We start from the raw sequence: 17079 nt of genomic DNA, 5'->3' as shown, positions 1-17079 counted from the left end.
TCAGCGCCCTCCCATCAGGGCAGCGAAACGGTCGAAGAGGTCCGCGGCGTCGTGCGGGCCCGCGGCCGCCTCCGGGTGGTACTGCACGGAGAACGCGGGGACGGACGCACAGGTCACGCCCTCGACCACTCCGTCATTCGGACAGCCGTGCGAGAGGTGGACCCGGCCGAACGGCGAGTCCACGTGCTCACCGGGCGTGCCCGCGAGCGCGAAGCCGTGGTTCTGACTGGTGATGGCCACGGTCCCGGTCGTGTGGTCGACCACCGGGACGTTGATCCCGCGGTGGCCGTAGCGCAGCTTGAACGTCCCGAGTCCGAGCGCGCGCCCGAGGATCTGGTTGCCGAAGCAGATCCCGAACAGCGGCACCCCGCGCTCGAGCACTCCCCGGGTCAGCTCCACGGCGTGGTCCGCGGTCGCCGGGTCGCCGGGGCCGTTGGAGAGGAACACCCCGTCGGGCGAGCCGTCGAGCAGTTCGTCGAGCGTGGTGGTGCTGGGCAGGACCCGGGTCTCGATGCCGCGGGCCGCCAGCATGCGCGGCGTGTTGGCCTTGATCCCGAGGTCCAGGGCGGCCACGGAGAACCGCCGGGTGCCCTCGGCGGACACCACGTACGGCTCGGTGGTGGTCACCTCGCCCGCGAGGTCGGCGCCGGCCATCTGCGGGCTGTCGCGGACCGCCCCGAGCATCTCGCGCTCGGTGCCGAGCGCGTCGCCGGAGAACAGGCCGGCGCGCATCGAGCCGTGCTCGCGCAGCCGCCGCGTCACCGCGCGGGTGTCGATCCCGGCCAGCCCGACGACGCCCTGACGCTCCAGCTCGTCGTCGAGCGACCGGCGGGAGCGCCAGTTCGACGGCGTCCGGGCGGGGTCGCGCACCACGTAGCCGGCGACGTGGATGCGGGCGGACTCGTCGTCCTCGTCGTTCCAGCCGGTGTTGCCGATGTGCGGCGCGGTCGCGACGACGATCTGGCGGTGGTAGCTCGGGTCGGTGAGGGTCTCCTGGTAACCGGTCATGCCGGTGGTGAAGACGGCCTCGCCGAGGGTGCGGCCCCGCGCCCCGAAGGACTCGCCGCGGTGCACGGTGCCGTCCTCGAGCACGAGGAGCGCTTCACTCATAGTTCCTTGACCTTTCCGTCCCGCACCGTCCATCGTCCCCGCAGCATCGTGTGGATCACCGAGGTGGGTAGCTCCATGCCCTCGTACGGGGTGTTGTCGGCGATGCTCGCCAGCTCGGCCCCCCGCACCGTCCAGCGGGCGTCGGGGTCGACCAGGACGAGGTTCGCCGGCTCCCCGACCGTCAGCGGGCGTCCCTGGTCGGACAGCCCGGCGATCGCCGCCGGCACCTCGCTCATGACCCGCGCCACGCCGCGCCAGTCCAGCAGACCCGTCGTCACCATCGTGGCCGTGACCACCGACAGCGCGGTCTGCAGGCCCAGCATGCCGGGTCGGGCCTGGGGCCACTCGCAGTCCTTGGCCTCGACCGGGTGCGGGGCGTGATCGGTGGCGACGCAGTCGATCACGCCGTCGGCCAGCGCGCGCCGCAGCGCGAGGGTGTCGGCCTCCGGGCGCAGCGGCGGGTTGACCTTGTGCACCGGGTCGTAGTCCTCGGCCGCGGTGTCGGTGAGCAGCAGGTGGTGGGGGGTGACCTCGGCGCTCACGGTCGCGGTGGTCCCCGGCAGGAGCGTCTCCCGTGCCCAGTGCAGCACGCCCACGGACCCCGCCGTGGAGAGGTGGCAGACGTGCAGCCGCGCCCCGGCCGCGGCGGCGAGCATCGCGTCGCGGGCGACGATCGACTCCTCCGCCGTCGCGGGCCAGCCGGTCAGCCCGAGCCGGGCCGCGACCGGCCCCTCGTGCGCCTGGGCGCCGACGGTGAGCCGGTGGTCCTCGGCGTGCTGCGCGACGACCGCGTCCAGCGACCGCGCGTACTCCAGCGCCCGGCGCATGATCAGCGGGTCGTTCACGCAGCGACCGTCGTCGGAGAACATCCGCACGCCGGCCGCGGAGGCCGCCATCATCCCCATCTCGGCGAGCCGTTCGCCGCCGAGCCCGACGGTGACCGCGCCGACCGGGTGCACGTCGACCAGGCCGACCTCGCGCCCGCGCCGCCAGACGTGCTCGACGACGACCGGCGAGTCCTGGGTGGGGTTCGTGTTCGGCATCGCGAATACCGCGGTGTAGCCGCCGAGCGCGGCCGCGGCCGACCCGGTGGCGACCGTCTCGGCCTCCTCGCCGCCCGGTTCGCGCAGGTGGGCGTGGAGGTCGACCAGGCCCGGCAGGGCGATCAGGCCGTCGCCGTCGACGGTCTCGTCGGGGTCGGCGACGTGATCGACCAGCACGCCGTCCCGGACGTACAGGTCGGTCGGGTCCTCGCCGTAGGGGCGCACGTTCCGGATCAGGGTGGTCATCGGGAGTCCTCCCCGGCGAGCAGGTGGTAGAGCACGGCCATCCGCACGTGCACCCCGGCGGTGACCTGCTCGGCGATCGCGGCACGGGCGGAGTCGGCCACGGAGCTGGCGATCTCCATGCCGCGGACGGCGGGGCCGGGGTGCAGGACCACGGCGTGGTCGGGCAGCGTGTCGGCGCGCCGCTGGTTGAGCCCGAAGCGGACGGCGTACTCCCGCGCGCTCGGGAAGAACCCGCCGTGCATCCGCTCGGCCTGCACCCGCAGCATCATCACGGCGTCCGGGCCGGTCGTCAGGTGCGCGTCGAGGTCGTGGGTGACCGCGACCGGCCAGGCGTCGACCCCGGCGGGCAGCAGGGTCGGCGGGGCGACGAGCGTGACCTCGGCGCCCAGCGTCGCGAGCAGGTGGGCGTTGGAACGGGCGACCCGGCTGTGCAGGACGTCGCCGACGATCGCGACCCGCCGTCCGGCGAGGTCCGCACCGAGCCGCTTGCGCAGGGTGGCGGCGTCGAGCAGCGCCTGGGTGGGGTGCTCGTGGGTGCCGTCGCCGGCGTTCACCACGGCGACGTGGCCGTCGGTGTGGGAGTGGCCGACCCGGTCGAGCCATCCCGCGATCCGGTGCGGCGCGCCCGAGGCGGGGTGCCGGACCACGATCGCGTCCGCGCCGGCGGCCGCCAGGGTCGAGGCGGTGTCGCGCAGCGACTCCCCCTTGCCGACGCTCGAACCGCTCGCGGAGACGTTGATGGTGTCCGCGCTCATCCACTTGCCCGCGACCTCGAACGACACCCGGGTCCGGGTGGAGTTCTCGTAGAACAGGGTCACGACGGTGCGGCCGCGCAGCGTCGGCAGCTTGCGCACCGCGCGGCCGGTGAGCGCCTGCTCCATGCTCGCCGCGGTGTCCAGCAGCGCCTCGGCCTGCTCGCGGCGCAGGCCGTCGGTGGACAGCAGGTGGCGCAGGCCGATGTGGCCCTCGTCGGACGTCATCGGATCGCCACCCCGTCGGCGCCGTCGGACTCGACCAGGGAGACCACGACGTCCTCGCCCCGGTTGGTCGGGACGTTCTTCCCGACGTAGTCGGCGCGGATCGGCAGCTCGCGGTGGCCGCGGTCGACCAGGACGGCGAGCTGCACCGCGCGGGGACGGCCGTGGTCGCGCAGCGCGTCGAGGGCCGCGCGGACCGTGCGGCCGGACATCAGCACGTCGTCGACGAGCACCACGGTCACGTCGTCGATGCCCGCGGGAGGGATGTCGGTGTCGGCGAGCGGCCGGGTCGGCTGACGCCGGAGGTCGTCGCGGTAGAGCGTCGGGTCCAGCGTCCCGACCGCCACCGTCGTGTCGGGGTCGATCGCGGTGACGCGCTCGGCCAGCCGGTGCGCGAGATGGACGCCGCGGGTGGGGAGTCCGAGGAGCACGACGGGTGCTCCGGAGTCCGCGGTCTTCTCGAGGATCTCGTGGGCGATCCGCGCGACGGTGCGGGCGATGTCGGCCGAGGAGAGCAACTCGCGCTCACCCTCGGCGTTCGACGCACCGTTCGGTACGGGACCGCCCCGGCGCCGCGTGGGCACTCGGGGACCTCCTTCTCCGCCTCTCGGGACGGCTCTTAAAGGACGTCTGCTGTGGTCATCTCCGACACTATCAGCCACGTTCTGCGACCGATCGCGTCGCCCAGGGTCCCCTCCACCCCTCCGCCGCAGGCGCTGTGCAGCCGGTCGATCACGGGCGGCGTTCGATGGGGCACAAGCGGATCCACCCGGTCGGAACGGCGTGCCGCGGGACACACCGGGCGGACACTCCGGCCGCCCCGGCTTGACCTCGTGATCGCCGAGGGCGCATCATCACTCTCCGTATCGACTTCAGCATGGCGTCGTCGGGGCATGCGAAACGCTCGGCGCGAGGGAACGGGGTGCCGCCACATGGGCGACTACGCGAAGGCGCTCGGCGCCAAGCTTCGGGGAATCCGACAGCAGCAGGGCCTGTCACTGCACGGGGTCGAGCAGAAGTCGGGCGGACGCTGGAAGGCCGTCGTCGTCGGCTCGTACGAGCGTGGCGACCGCGCGGTGACCGTGCAGAAGCTCGCCGAGCTCGCCGACTTCTACGGCGTGCCGGTCGCCGAGCTGCTGCCCGAGGGCCGGATCCCGTCCGGCTCGGAGCCCGCCGCCAAGATCGTCATCAACCTGGAGCGGCTCCAGCAGCTGCCCGCGGACAAGGCAGGGCCGCTCGCCCGCTACGCCGCGGCCATCCAGAGCCAGCGCGGCGACTACAACGGCAAGGTCCTCTCGATCCGCAACGAGGACCTGCGGTCGCTCGCGATCATCTACGACATGACCCCGGGCGACCTGTCCGAGCAGCTCGTCGAGTGGGGCGTGCTGCCGCCCGAGGCGCGCGCGATGCGCGAGGACTGACCCGGCGCCGCATCGAGCGAAGGGCCCCCTCGGTCGAGTAGACGGGCCGTGGGCGCCCACCGCCAACCGGCGGTACCCGGGCACGAAGTGAGCGAAGGGCCCCTTCGGTCGATCTATCCGACCGAGGGGGCCCTTCGCTCATTCCGGGGTGGTGTCGGCCGCCGGCTCGGCGTCCGCCGGGAGCTCGACGCGCTCGCGGGCCGGCGCGGCCACCGGCGCCCGGTCGCCCGAGGCCAGCGCGGCGAGGACGCCGTTGACGAACCGCGGCGAGTCGTCGGTGGAGAGCTCCCGGGCGAGCTGGATCGCCTCGTCGATCGCGACGGCGTCGTCGACGTCGTCGGTGAAGAGGATCTCGAACGCACCGATCCGCAGCACCGCCCGGTCGACCGCGGCCATGCGCTCCACCGACCACCCGCGCGCGAGCTCGCCGAGCGCGGCGTCGATGTGGTCACGGTGCGAGACGACGCCCTCGACCAGGGTCGCCGCGAAGTCGGACACCGGCGGGGCGTCCGACCCGGCGACCCGGCGGCGCAGCACCTCGATCGGGTCCTCGGCCCGGGCCTCGGACTCGAACAGGATGTCCAGGGCCCGCTTCCGGGCCTTGGACCGTGACCCCCGCCGAGTGGCGTGCTGCGGCACTAGTTCGACACGCGGCCGAGGTAGCGGCCGTCGCGGGTGTCGACCTTGACGACCGTCCCGGTCTCCAGGAACAGCGGGACCTGGATCTCCGCACCGGTCGAGACCGTGGCCGGCTTGGTGCCGCCGGTGGAGCGGTCGCCCTGCAGGCCCGGGTCGGTGTGGGTGATCTCCAGCTCGACCGACGACGGCAGCTCGATGAACAGCGGCGCCCCGTCGTTGAAGGACACCTGCACCTCCTGGTTCTCCAGGAGGAACCGCGAGTTGTCGCCCACCGTCGCCGCGGGCACCGGGATCTGCTCGTAGTCGCTCGCGTCCATGAAGACGAAGTCCTCGCCGTCCCGGTACAGGAAGGTCATGTCGCGACGGTCCACGTTCGCCGTCTCGACCTTCGTGCCCGCGTTGAACGTCTTGTCGACCACCTTGCCGGTGAGGACGTTCTTCAGCGTCGTCCGGACGAAGGCGCCGCCCTTGCCCGGCTTGACGTGCTGGAACTCGGTGACGGACCAGAGGTTCCCGTCGATCCGCAGCACCAGGCCGTTCTTCAGGTCGTTCGTCGTCGCCACTGCCGCGTCGTCTCCTGCGCTCGTGATCGGTGATCCTTCGGGGGCACCCGTCAGCCCAGGACCACGAGATCCCGCGTCGACGCGGTCAGCGGTTCGGCGCCGGATTCGGTGACGACCAGCGTGTCCTCGATCCGCACACCGCCACGACCGGGGAGGTACACGCCCGGCTCGACGGTGACCGTCATGCCCGCCTCCAGGGTAGCGGTCGCCGTCGCGGACATCGCCGGAGCCTCGTGGATGACGAGCCCGACCCCGTGCCCGACCGGGTGCACGAAGTGCTCCCCGTACCCCGAGTCGGTGACGACGGCCCGTGCCGCCGCGTCGATCTCGCTCGTCGGGACGCCCGGGCGCAGCGCGTCACGCCCGGCCGCGGCGGCCGCGTCGACGAGCGCGTAGATCTCCTCCTGCCATGGGGCGGACGGTCCGAGGAGCACGGTCCGCGTCATGTCGGAGTGGTAGCCGTCGACGAGCGCGCCGAAGTCCATCGTGACGAGGTCGCCGGGCGCGAGCGGTGCGTCCGAGGGGCGGTGGTGCGGGATCGCGGAGTTCGCGCCGGCCGCGACGATCGTCTCGAAGCTCGGCCCGGCGGCCCCGGCCGCGACCATCCGCTCCTCCAGCTCGCGGGCGACGTCACGCTCGGTGCGGCCGGGCGCGAGGACCCCGTCGGCGATCGCCCCCGCCAGGGCCGCGTCCCCGGCTGCGCAGGCCAGGCGTAGCGCGTCGATCTCGGCGGCGTCCTTGACCGCCCGGAGCCGTTCGACGAGGCCGGGCGCGCGTACGAGCTCGCCCCGGGCCGTGGCCAGCAGCGTGTCGTGGGCGTCCACCGTGACCTGGGCGGAGTCGAACCCGACCCGACCCGCCGTCGTGACCCCGAGCAGTTCCGGCGCGCACCGCCGTTCGACGAGCAGGCGCAGTTCGGGGGTCTCGCCCGCGGCCTGCGTGGTGTAGCGGCCGTCGGTGGCGAGCACGGTGTCGTCCTCGCCCCGGGCGTCGACGAGCAGCGCCGCGTTCGAGCCGGTGAAGCCGGTCAGGTAGCGGACGTTGACCAGGTCGGTGACCAGCAGCGCGTCCAGGCCGGCCTCGACCAGCAGCCCCCGGAGGCTCTCCCGACGGCGGGTCCCGGCCGGGTGCGGGCGGGGACGGGCCGTGCGCTGCGGTGCACTCACCCGCGCGAGGGTAGTGATGGCGGGTGACGCGGCGCACCGTACGGTGACCCCCGTGCGACAGCTGAGTCCCTGGGTGCTCCGCGCCCTGGTCATGACGCTGCTCTACGGCGTGGGGCAGACGGCGTTCGTGGCGCTGGCGTCACGGTTCGTGTCGCTGTCCCTGCTGTGGACGGTGCTGCTGCTCGGCGTGCTGCTGCTCGTCGGCCTGGTGTGGGGCGGCGCCGAGGTGATCGCCGACCGGATGCCGCCGGAGTGGACCTGGCTGAAGGCCTCGCTGGCCACCGGCCCCGCCGCGGGCCTGCTGAGCTGGATCCTGCTCGGGCTGTTCGTGGACGCCACCGGGGTCGAGGACCTCGGGTCGGCCCTGGTCGGCCGCGCGGCGTTCACGGTCCTGCTGGTCCTCGCCTCGGTCTCGCTCGGTGCGCGGTTCGGCTGGCTGTCGCTGCGGCGCGCCGACGACCCGCGGGCCGACCAGGACCCGGGCGCCGACGTCGACCTGCCGCCCGAGGAGGTCCCCGAGCCCGCCCTGACCGCGTCCGGCGACGCCGCGGCGCCCCCGGTGCTGCCGGAGTCGACGACCGCGAAGGTCGCCTCCCGGCGCTCCGGCACGCGCGACGAGCCGGTCCCGGCCGGCTCCGCCCGCGCGCAGCGGGTTCCCGACGACGACCCGACGCGGGTCCCGTTCGGCACCGGCCCGTTCGCGGAGCGCGCCGGGTCCGCGCCGGCCTCCTCCCCCGTCGTCGCCGTGCTGCCGCCGGTCACCCCGCTGCCCGAGGGTGTCGGGTCGTCGACCCCCGCCCCGGAGGAGCCGGCCGAGGAGACCGGGCGGTCGTCCGGGCGGCGGCGGTTCGGGCTCAAGCGGCCCACCGACGGGGAGTGACCGGGGCGCTCAGCGCAGCGTCCGCAGGACCGCCGCGAGCGGTGGCCAGGAGCTCCGTCCGCGCCGGGTGACCGGTCGGCAGCGCAGCCGCACGAGCGGGTCCGGGAGGTCCAGGACCCGGACGCCCGGGGCCACCGGTCGGTCGTGCGGCAGGAGGCCGACCCCGAGGCCGGCGACGACCAGGTCGTCCACCAGGTCCAGGCTGTCGGCCTCGTGCGTCATGCGCGGGACGAAGCCCGCCGTCGAGGCGAGCAGGCGGAGCACCTCCTCGTCCGCGCTGTTGCGGGAGTTGCCGATCCACTCGCGGTCGGCGTAGGCGGCGAGGACGCCGGGCGAGGTGTCCGCGGACGGTGCCGGACTCCCGTCGTCGGGGACCCCGAGACCCCAGCGGGCCTCCCAGAGCACCTCGCCGACGTGGGCGGAGGCGGGGATCGGGACGGCGGACGGGGCGAGGTCGTAGTCGTAGACCAGCGCGAGGTCGACGGCGTCCGCCTCGAGCAGGCCGAGCGCCTCGGTCGGTTCGTGCTCGCGGAACGTGAGCCGCACGCCCGGGTGGCGGGTGGCGAACTCGGCGACGATCGGCATGAGCGAGCGGCGGATCGCGGTGGCGAAGCCGGCGACCCGGACGGTGCCGCTGGGCTCGGCGCCCGGGTCGAGGTCCTCGACGGCCGCGTCGATGGCGGCGAGCAGGTCGATCCCGTGCTCGGCGAGCCGGTGCCCGGCCGGGGTGAGCCGGACGCGGCGGCCGTCGGGCTCCACGAGCGTCGCGCCGACCTCTCTCGCCAGGGCCGCGATCTGCTGCGAGACCACCGAGGTGGAGGTCCCCGTCACGTCGGCGACCGCGCGCATCGACCCGAGCCGGGCGAGTTCGACCAGGTAGGGCAGGCGCCGCGTGTCCACCGTCGGGATTCTACGAACGGACCGTCCGTGTTTCTCACGTGGACGCGGACGATCCACCCGCGTTGACTCGCGCCGTGTCCACCGCCCGTGCCCGCTCCGGCGCCGTCCTCGCCCTCGGGTCCATGTCCTGCGTCCAACTCGGGCTCGCCGCCTCGGTGAGCCTGTTCGCGATCGTCCCGCCGGAGGGGGTCGCGGCCCTGCGCCTCGTCTGGGCGGGGGTGCTGCTCCTGGTGATCGTCCGACCGCGCCCGTCGTCGTTCACGCGCTCGTCGTTCGGCGCGGCCGTCGGTCTCGGGGTGGTGACGGCGGGCCTGACGATGCTGTTCATGGCGGCCGTGGCGCGCATCCCGCTCGGCACGGCGTCCGCGATCGAGTTCCTCGGTCCGCTCGGGGTCGCGGTGCTGCGCGGCCGCGGGGCCGGGCTGCTGTGGCCGGTGCTCGCGGCGGGCGGGGTCGTCCTGCTCACCGAGCCGTGGCACGGCGGCGCCGACCCGGTCGGCGTGGGGTTCGCCCTCGCGGCCGCGGCGTGCTGGGCCGGCTACATCCTGCTCACCCAGCGGGTCGGCGACACCGTGACCGGCCTGCAGGGGCTCGCGGTGTCGATGCCGGTGGCGGGCCTGGTCAGCGGGGCCGTGGCGGGCCTCGTCGTGCCCGACCTCGGCGCGGTCGCGACGTGGCCGGTGCTGCTGACCGGCCTCGGGCTCGCGCTGCTGCTGCCCGTGGTGCCGTTCGCCCTCGAACTGCTCGCGCTGCGGAGGCTCGCGGCCGGCGCCTTCGGCACCCTCATGGCCCTCGAGCCCGCGATCGCCCTGCTGGTGGGCGCGGTGATCCTCGGTCAGGTGCCGTCCGTCGTAGCCGTCGCCGGGATCGTGCTCGTGGTGACGGCCGGGATCGGGGCGGCCCGGACCGGGGACCGCCGGCCCGACGTCGGGGCCTTCGTCGAACGCGAACCGGCCCCGGCGGGCTGAGGGCGGGGCGCCCGCACCGGTCACAGGTGGGGTCGGCCGAAGGCGGCGCCGATCGTGCGCTCCGGGGACAGCGTGCGGCCGTCCGCCGTGCGGCGGAACCGGACGACGCCGCGGCGGTCACGGACCGGGACGACCAGCAGACCACCCGGTCGGACCGCCCCGATCCAGCACTCCGGGACCGCCGCCGCGACCGAGACGAAGGCGACGAGCCGGTCGACCGGTCCGCCGTCCGGGACCGTGCGGAGCCCGTCGCGCACGGAGACCGACACGTTCGCCCGGCCGTCCGCGGCGAGCAGCCGGCGTGCCCGCGCGGCGACCTCGACGTCGAGCTCCACGGACCGGACGGTGCCGTCGTCCCCGACCGCCCGGGAGAGCACCCCCGCCGCGAACCCCGACCCGGTACCGATCTCGAGGACCACGGCGCCCCGGGCCAGATCGAGCAGGCGGAGCATCGTCAGGACGACGTCCGGCGCCGTGCTCCGCCCCTCCCCCGCGCCGCGCTGGTAGTGCTCCGGGTCGGTGCGGGCGTGCGCGCCGACGACGTCCGCCCGGGGCCGCACCGCCTCAGGCCGCGAGCGCGGCGTAGGCCGCGGCGAGCTCCTCGGGCGCAGGTCCCTCCAGGCGTCCGGGCCGGGCCAGGCCGTCGAGCACGACGAACCGCAGGACCGCGCCGCGGCTCTTCTTGTCGACCTTCATGTGCTCGACGAGGTCCGGCAGGGCGTCCGCGTCGTACCGGACCGGCAGGCCGACCGAGGTCAGGACCTCGCGGTGCCGGTCGGCGGTCGCGTCGTCGAGCCGCCCGGCCCGCCGCGCGAGTTCGGCGACGAAGACGAGCCCCACGCCGACTGCCTCGCCGTGCCGCCACCGGTAGTCCTCCCGGCGCTCCACCGCGTGCCCGAGGGTGTGCCCGTAGTTGAGGATCTCGCGCAGGTGCGACTCGCGCAGGTCGGCCGCGACCACCTCGGCCTTCACCCGCACGGAGCGGGTGACGAGCTCGGCGATCACGTCGCCGCCCGGGTCCAGCGCGGCCTTCGGGTCGCCCTCGATGAGCTCGAGGATCCGCGGGTCGGCGATGAACCCGGTCTTGATCACCTCGGCCATCCCGGCGGCGATCTCCGCGGCGCCCACGGTGCGCAGGGCGTCGAGGTCGGCGATGACCGCGGCGGGCTCGTGGAAGGCCCCGACCAGGTTCTTCCCGGCACCGGTGTTGATGCCGGTCTTGCCGCCCACGGCCGCGTCGACCATCGCCAGCAGCGTCGTCGGGACGTGGACGATCCGGACCCCGCGCATCCAGCCCGCGGCGACGAACCCGGCGAGGTCGGTCGCCGCACCGCCGCCGACCGCGACGACGGCATCCGACCGCGTCAGCCCGATCCGCCCCAGGACCTCCCAGCAGAAGCCCGCGGTCGCGAGGTTCTTGCCGTCCTCGGAGCCCGGCAGCTCGACACGGTGCACGTCGACGCCGGCCGCCTCGAGCCCGGCGGCGACCCGGCCGGCCACCTCGTCGACGGCCGGCTGGGACAGCACCGCGATCCGCGCGGCGCCGGCGAGGGCTCCACCCTCGCGGACGGCCTCGGCCACGGCGTCGGTGACCCCGCGCCCGACGACGACGTCATAGGGGCTCCCGGAGGCCACGCGAACGGTCTGCGTCTCAACCACGGCTCGACACCTCCGCCCCCACCAGGGCGTGCACGGCCTCGGCGACGGCCTCCGGGTCGAGGGAGTCGGTGGCGACCTCTTGGGCGGCCACCGAGCGGTACACCGGGAGCCGCTCGGCGAGCAGGGCGGCGAAGGTGGCGCGCGGGTTGACCCCGGCCAGCAGCGGCCGGGCGGTCGACAGTCCCGTCCGGCGGACCCCCGCGGCGAGGCCCACCGAGAGCAGCACGACGGCGTGGCCCGCGAGGGCCTCCCGGGTCGCCTCCGCGAGCACCGCTCCCCCGCCGAGGGCGAGGACGCCGTGGTGGGTCGTCAGCGCCTCGGCGACCGTCTCCTGCTCCAGCGCCCGGAACACCGGCTCGCCGTCGGTGGTGAAGATGTCGGCGATGACGCGGCCGGAACGCTCCTCGATCAGCGCGTCGGTGTCGGCGAACGGCACGCCCCACCGGTCCGCGAGCAGGCGACCGACGGTCGACTTCCCCGCCCCGGGCGGGCCGACGAGCACGACGGCGGGAGCCATCACTCCACGACCCGCAGCGGGTCGATGCCCGCCCGGTAGGCGGCGGCGTTCCGGGCGGTCTCGGCCAGCGAGTCGCCCCCGAACTTCTCCAGGGCGGCGTCGGCGAGCACCAGCGCGACGAGGGCCTCGGCCACCACGCCCGCGGCCGGTACGGCACACACGTCGGAGCGCTGGTGGTGGGCGGTGGCGGCCTCACCGGTCGCGAGGTCCACCGTGCGCAGGGCGCGGGGCACCGTCGAGATCGGCTTCATCGCGACGCGCGCCCGCAGCGGCTCGCCGTTGGTCATGCCGCCCTCGATGCCGCCGGCGCGGTTGGTCGCCCGGTCGATCCCGGACCCGTCGGCACGGTCCATCTCGTCGTGCGCAGCCGAGCCGCGGCGCCGAGCGGTGGTGAACCCGTCGCCGATCTCGACGCCCTTCATCGCCTGGATCCCCATCAGCGCGGCGGCCAGGCGGGCGTCGAGGCGACGGTCGGCCTGCACGTAGGAACCGAGGCCGACCGGCAGCCCGTGCGCCACGACCTCCACGACCCCGCCCAGGGTGTCGCCGTCCTCCTTGGCGGCGTCCACCTCGGCGACCATGCGGGCGGTGGACTCCTCGTCGACCGCCCGGGTCGGGGAGGCGTCGATCCGCTCGCCGTCCCCTGGCATCGGGATCGTGTCCGGGGTCGCGTCCGCGGTCCCGAGCGACACCACGTGCGAGAGCACCTCGACCCCGAGGGCCTGGGCCAGGAACGCCTTCGCGACGGCGCCGAGCGCGACCTTGGCCGCGGTCTCGCGGGCCGACGCGCGCTCCAGCACCGGGCGGGCCTCGTCGAAGCCGTACTTCGTCATCCCCGCGAGGTCGGCGTGACCGGGGCGCGGGCGGGTGAGCGGGGCGTTGCGGGCGCGGCCCTCGATCAGGTCCGGGTCGACCGGGTCGGCGGCCATGACCGTCTCCCACTTCGGCCACTCGGTGTTGCCGATGCGCAGCGCCACCGGGCCGCCCTGGGTCAGCCCGTGCCGGACCCCGCCGAGGATCTCCAGGTCGTCGGCCTCGAAGCTCATCCGGGCCCCGCGGCCGTACCCCAACCGGCGGCGGGCCAACTCCGCCGCGATCTCCTTCGAGGACACCGAGACCCCCGCGACCATGCCCTCGAGCATCGCCGTCAGGGCCGGACCGTGCGACTCTCCCGCCGTCAACCACCGCAACACGCCCGCCATCGTTCCATGTCCTCCGTCCGGCTCCTCAGGCCGAGGCCAGGAGGACGATCCAGCTCACGCCGAGCAGCGGTGGGCCGAGGGGCAGCGCCCGCCGGCGCAGGACCGCCGCCGCCGCGACCAGCAGCACGGCGGCCGCCACCGGCACGAGCGCGACCGTCCACCAGCCCGCCGCCGCGAGCGGCCCGCCGAGCGCCGCCGCCAGCTTGACGTCCCCACCACCCGTCGATCCCGGGGCGAGCACCCCGACCAGGGCGTGCACCCCGCCGAGCACCAGGGTCCCGGCCACCCCGGCGAGCACCGCCGACCCGCCCAGCGGCACCAGGGCAGCCCACCCGACCGGGACCGCGGGGAGCGTCACGGCGTCGGGCAGCCGGCCCACCGCCAGGTCGGTGGCCACTCCGGCGACCCCGACCACCGACACCACGAACAGGACCGGCACGGCCGCCGGCGACACGCCGCCGAGCACCGCCGCCGTCCCGACCACGGCCCAGGCCAGGCCCACGCCCGCCTCGCACCACCCGGCCGCGAGCAGCACCCCGCGCCGGGTCGCCGCCAGGCCCCGGCGCACCCCAGCGCCGACGACCGCCCCGACGCCGAGCGGCGCCAGCACCCCCAGGACCACGTCCAGCCACATCACCACGACGCCGAGCGTGGGCCGGGCATCTCCCCGCCGTCACGCGGTGCCGGTCCGGCTGTGGACAACCCGCTCCAACGTGCCGGTGGGGACGGAGCGCTACGGCGGACGGACGTCGAAGCGCGTCGCACGGACCAGCGCGCGATGCATCTCCCGGCGGGGTGCGCTGCACCCGGTGAACTGCTCGACCTGCCCGAACGCCTGGTGCAGCAACATGTCCAGGCCGGTGGCCACCGCGAGGCCCCGGCGCCCGGCCGCGGCGGCGAGCGGGGTCGGCCACGGGTGGTACACCGCGTCCAGCACGACGGCGTCGTCGGGCAGCCCGGCGACCAGGCCGTCGGCGAGCGCATCGTCGACGACACCCGCCGGGGTGGTGTTCACCAGGGCCTTCGCGCGCGCCAGGTCCACCTCGCCGACCCGGCCGAAGGTGCGCACGAGGCCGCGCATGCCGTAGGCGTCGATCACCGCGACCGTCTCCACCGCGCGCGCGGGGTCGCGCACGACCAGGGTCACGTCCTCGTTCCCCAGCTCGTAGAGCCCCCCGACGGCGGCCGAGGCGGTCGCCCCCGCGCCCAGCACCACGACGTCGCGCAGACCCGCGGCGAGCGGCGCCGGCTGCGGCACCCCGGCGGCGCGCAGGGCCCCGGCCACGCCGTCGACGTCGGTGCAGTCCGCGACCCACCCGCCGTCGGTCCGGACGAGGGTGTTGGCCACCCCGAGGCGCCGCGCCCGGCCCGAGGCCTCGGACGCGACCGCCAGGGCGGCCTTCTTCCCCGGCATCGTCACCGACAGCCCGACCCACGACCCGTCGAGCCCGCCCACCAGGGCCGGCAGCTGCTCCGCGGTGCACTCGACGCGCTCGTAGGTCCAGCCCCGCAGGCCGAGCGCCTCGTAGGCGGCGTCGTGCAGCACCGGCGAGAGCGAGTGGGCGACCGGCGACCCCAGCACCGCGGCCCGCCGGGCCCCGGCCATCAGTACACCCCGCGGGCCTGCGCCAGGCGCCGGTTCGCGTCGTGCTCCTCCGGGGAGACCGCGAAGCACGACGCGCCCGAGTTCTCGCACTTCACGAAGTAGACCCAGCCGCCGGCATCCGGGCCGAGGGCCGCGGTGAGGGCCGGCCCGGAGACCGCGCCGATCGGCGTCGGCGGCAGCCCGAAGTTGAGGTAGGTGTTGTAGGGGCCGGGCGCGGCGCGGTCGACCGGGGTGGTCAGGAGCGTCTGCCGGTCGAGCGGGTAGTTGATCGTCGAGTCCATCTGCAGCCGCATCGGGATCGGCAGCCGGTTGTAGACGACGCGGGCGATCTTCCCGAAGTCGGCCTCGATGCCCTCGCGCTCGGCGATCGAGGCGACGACCAGGGCCTGGTACGGCGTGACGTCGTTCGCCGCGGCCTTCGTCACGAGCCCGCTCGACTCCAGCCGCTCCGCCGACCCGCGCACCACCGAGGTGAGGGCGTCGGCGGCGTCGGCCCCCGGCCGCACGTCGTACGTCCCCGGGGCCACGAGGCCCTCGAGACGGCGCTCGGGCAGTGCGCGGCGGGCGCCGTCGAGCGCCCAGTCCGGCACCCCGAGCTCCGCGGGGTCGGTGGTGGACATGGTGCGCCGCAGGTCGTCCACGGAGGTGCAGCGGCGCTCACCGGACTCCTCGACCACGCACGTGGCCTCGGAGATCAGGCTCAGGACCCCGGGCACCCGGGCGTTCCCCGCCCCGGCCGTGTCGTCGAGCTGGGTGCCGCCGCGGACCTCGAGGCGGCCCAGGCGCGCGGCCGGGTCGAGCATGCGGGTCACGGCCTGGGCGGCGGGCATGCCGCGCGCCATGTCGTAGTAGCCCGGCTGGATGCCGCGGCCGCGCGGGTCGTCCTCGGCGGCCTGACCGAACCCGCGGGCGGAGGCGACCACGCCGTCGGTCACCAGGCTCTCGCCGATGTCGCGGGTGGAGTCGCCGTCGGCGACCTGGACCACCACGTGCCCGCTGCCCGGACCGTCGAAGTCGGGCGGGAACACGATCCCCCACAGGTCGCGGGCGAAGAACGCCCCGCCGACGAGGGCCAGCAGCAGCACCCCGGCCACGACCGGCAGCACCAGCCGCCGCCGGCGGGCCGGGCGCTCGTCGTCGGGACCCGAGGCGTCCGACGGCGGGGCGGCCGCGAGGCCGCCGAACAGGTCGAGCCCCTCCCCCTGCTCGTCGCGCGGGGCCGGCCGGGGTGCGGGACCGCTCGACGCGTTCGGGGCGGCGGGATCCGCGCCCGGGCGGCCCGTCGCGACGGGCCGCGTGTGCTCGGTCGGCTCGGGTCGGGCCTCGGGTCGCGGCTGCTCCCGCCACGACTGCTCCGCCCGCGGCGCCCGCCGCGCCTCCTGCGGACCGGGACCGGGCCGGACGGTCCGCGGGGGCGGGCCGGGGAGCCCGACGCGCGAGGGCACGCCCGGAGCGGGCTCGCGGACGAGGGTGTCGGTCACCGCGTCGTGCTCGTCGGCGTCCGGGGCCGGCCGTGCGGCCAGGGCGGTGGTGGGCGGTTCGGGTTCCCGACGGCGGGTGGCGTCCCGTCCGTCGTCGGCCTCGCCCGGCCGGCGCAGCCCGCGACTGCGCCGCGGCACGCGGACCTCGCGCGACCCGGAGCCGCCCTGCTCCGTCGACGTGGCGCCGTCCCGGTGCTCGGCGCCCGAGGACGCCGACATCGCCACGAGGCGGGGCGGGCGCGACGGGTCGCGGCTCACGGGGCCGCCCGGCGGGCGTCGAGCCAGGTCTGCAGGATCTCGACCGCCGCCGCCTGGTCGATCACCCGGCGCTGCGCGCGGCCCTTCACCCCCCGGTCGGAGAGCATGCGCCCCGCCGACACCGTGGAGAGCCGCTCGTCGGCCATCGTCACCGGCACCCCCGACACCCCGCGCTCGTCGAACACCTCGCGGAGGTCGTCGGCGTAGCCGAGAGCGGCCCGCGCGGCCGGGCCCTCACGCCCGGCCAGGGTGCGGGGCAGGCCCACGACCACCTCCACGACCTCGTGTTCGGCGACGAGATCGGTGAGCTGGTCCAGGTCGGACCACGTCGTCTCGTCGCGATCGAGGGTAACGAGCGGCGTCGCGAGCACTCCGGCGGGATCGGAGAGGGCGACGCCGACGCGCACCGCGCCGACGTCGACCCCGAGCACGCGCCCCGTCAC

General features: G+C 75.6%; 19 protein-coding genes. 3 read left to right on the top strand and 16 right to left on the bottom strand.

The genetic code is table 11. The features are described 5' to 3' along the window. Genes carA through pyrR form a run of 4 tightly spaced genes read right to left on the bottom strand, consistent with a single transcriptional unit; the run spans window position 1 to window position 3960 of the window. The gene (gene carA, locus QRT03_RS18610) at window positions 1-1110 is read right to left on the bottom strand and encodes a glutamine-hydrolyzing carbamoyl-phosphate synthase small subunit (protein WP_286054484.1); all 1110 of its coding nucleotides are present in this window, start codon (window positions 1108-1110) and stop codon (window positions 1-3) included. Continuing rightward, window positions 1107-2399 carry a dihydroorotase gene (locus tag QRT03_RS18605; protein ID WP_286054483.1) on the bottom strand — a complete coding sequence of 431 codons (1293 nt, stop codon included), beginning with the start codon at window positions 2397-2399 and terminating at the stop codon, window positions 1107-1109. Before QRT03_RS18605 ends, carA begins: the two co-directional genes overlap by 4 nt. Beyond that, complete coding sequence (locus QRT03_RS18600) at window positions 2396-3352, bottom strand: aspartate carbamoyltransferase catalytic subunit (RefSeq protein WP_286054918.1); 957 nt, start codon at window positions 3350-3352, stop codon at window positions 2396-2398. Before QRT03_RS18600 ends, QRT03_RS18605 begins: the two co-directional genes overlap by 4 nt. A 23-nt stretch (window positions 3353-3375) precedes the next feature. After that, window positions 3376-3960 carry a bifunctional pyr operon transcriptional regulator/uracil phosphoribosyltransferase PyrR gene (gene pyrR / locus QRT03_RS18595; RefSeq protein WP_286054482.1) on the bottom strand — a complete coding sequence of 195 codons (585 nt, stop codon included), beginning with the start codon at window positions 3958-3960 and terminating at the stop codon, window positions 3376-3378. A gap of 348 nt (window positions 3961-4308) precedes the next feature. Here pyrR and bldD point away from each other — a divergent pair, with 348 nt between their 5' ends. Beyond that, window positions 4309-4797: a transcriptional regulator BldD gene (gene bldD / locus QRT03_RS18590; protein WP_286054480.1), complete on the top strand. Its 489-nt coding sequence runs from the start codon at window positions 4309-4311 to the stop codon at window positions 4795-4797. Window positions 4798-4935: 138 nt separating this feature from the next. Here bldD and nusB read toward each other — a convergent pair whose 3' ends face one another. From nusB to QRT03_RS18575, 3 genes are read right to left on the bottom strand one after another with little or no spacing between them, the layout of a single operon-like run. Beyond that, window positions 4936-5436, bottom strand: a complete 501-nt coding sequence (gene nusB / locus QRT03_RS18585) for a transcription antitermination factor NusB (protein WP_286054478.1) — start codon at window positions 5434-5436, stop codon at window positions 4936-4938. Further along, window positions 5436-5999: an elongation factor P gene (gene efp / locus QRT03_RS18580; RefSeq protein WP_286054477.1), complete on the bottom strand. Its 564-nt coding sequence runs from the start codon at window positions 5997-5999 to the stop codon at window positions 5436-5438. The genes nusB and efp overlap by 1 nt, the downstream gene beginning before the upstream one ends. A 50-nt stretch (window positions 6000-6049) precedes the next feature. Next, a complete protein-coding gene (locus QRT03_RS18575; protein ID WP_286054476.1) occupies window positions 6050-7165 on the bottom strand; it encodes a M24 family metallopeptidase in 1116 nt (371 codons plus the stop codon). Between the two features lie 52 nt (window positions 7166-7217). Here QRT03_RS18575 and QRT03_RS18570 point away from each other — a divergent pair, with 52 nt between their 5' ends. After that, window positions 7218-8045 carry a hypothetical protein gene (locus QRT03_RS18570; RefSeq protein WP_286054475.1) on the top strand — a complete coding sequence of 276 codons (828 nt, stop codon included), beginning with the start codon at window positions 7218-7220 and terminating at the stop codon, window positions 8043-8045. A gap of 9 nt (window positions 8046-8054) precedes the next feature. Here the strand turns inward: QRT03_RS18570 and QRT03_RS18565 are convergent, their stop codons facing one another. After that, complete coding sequence (locus QRT03_RS18565) at window positions 8055-8945, bottom strand: LysR family transcriptional regulator (RefSeq protein ID WP_286054474.1); 891 nt, start codon at window positions 8943-8945, stop codon at window positions 8055-8057. A gap of 74 nt (window positions 8946-9019) precedes the next feature. On the opposite strand from QRT03_RS18565, the gene QRT03_RS18560 reads away from it, so the two are divergent. Continuing rightward, complete coding sequence (locus QRT03_RS18560; RefSeq protein WP_286054473.1) at window positions 9020-9913, top strand: EamA family transporter; 894 nt, start codon at window positions 9020-9022, stop codon at window positions 9911-9913. A gap of 20 nt (window positions 9914-9933) precedes the next feature. Here QRT03_RS18560 and QRT03_RS18555 read toward each other — a convergent pair whose 3' ends face one another. From QRT03_RS18555 to ruvX, 8 genes are all read right to left on the bottom strand, one after another. Next, complete coding sequence (locus QRT03_RS18555; protein ID WP_286054472.1) at window positions 9934-10473, bottom strand: protein-L-isoaspartate O-methyltransferase family protein; 540 nt, start codon at window positions 10471-10473, stop codon at window positions 9934-9936. A 4-nt stretch (window positions 10474-10477) separates the two neighbouring features. Next, window positions 10478-11572, bottom strand: coding sequence for a 3-dehydroquinate synthase (aroB, locus tag QRT03_RS18550; protein WP_286054471.1), 1095 nt, complete (start codon window positions 11570-11572; stop codon window positions 10478-10480). Next, complete coding sequence (locus QRT03_RS18545; protein ID WP_286054470.1) at window positions 11565-12089, bottom strand: shikimate kinase; 525 nt, start codon at window positions 12087-12089, stop codon at window positions 11565-11567. The genes aroB and QRT03_RS18545 overlap by 8 nt, the downstream gene beginning before the upstream one ends. After that, window positions 12089-13291: a chorismate synthase gene (aroC, locus tag QRT03_RS18540; protein ID WP_286054469.1), complete on the bottom strand. Its 1203-nt coding sequence runs from the start codon at window positions 13289-13291 to the stop codon at window positions 12089-12091. The genes QRT03_RS18545 and aroC overlap by 1 nt, the downstream gene beginning before the upstream one ends. Before the next feature lie 25 nt (window positions 13292-13316). Continuing rightward, complete coding sequence (locus tag QRT03_RS18535; protein ID WP_286054917.1) at window positions 13317-13925, bottom strand: prepilin peptidase; 609 nt, start codon at window positions 13923-13925, stop codon at window positions 13317-13319. Between the two features lie 99 nt (window positions 13926-14024). Continuing rightward, complete coding sequence (locus QRT03_RS18530) at window positions 14025-14897, bottom strand: shikimate dehydrogenase (protein WP_286054468.1); 873 nt, start codon at window positions 14895-14897, stop codon at window positions 14025-14027. Next, a complete protein-coding gene (locus QRT03_RS18525; protein WP_286054467.1) occupies window positions 14897-16636 on the bottom strand; it encodes an endolytic transglycosylase MltG in 1740 nt (579 codons plus the stop codon). Before QRT03_RS18525 ends, QRT03_RS18530 begins: the two co-directional genes overlap by 1 nt. Next, window positions 16633-17079, bottom strand: coding sequence for a Holliday junction resolvase RuvX (ruvX, locus tag QRT03_RS18520; RefSeq protein ID WP_286054466.1), 447 nt, complete (start codon window positions 17077-17079; stop codon window positions 16633-16635). Before ruvX ends, QRT03_RS18525 begins: the two co-directional genes overlap by 4 nt.

The sequence above is a fragment of the Actinomycetospora termitidis genome, from assembly GCF_030286555.1.
In the GTDB taxonomy this organism is placed as follows: Bacteria; Actinomycetota; Actinomycetes; order Mycobacteriales; family Pseudonocardiaceae; genus Actinomycetospora; species Actinomycetospora termitidis.
The sequence above is the reverse complement of the archived record's forward strand: the minus strand, read 5'-3'. Positions and strand labels throughout refer to the sequence as shown.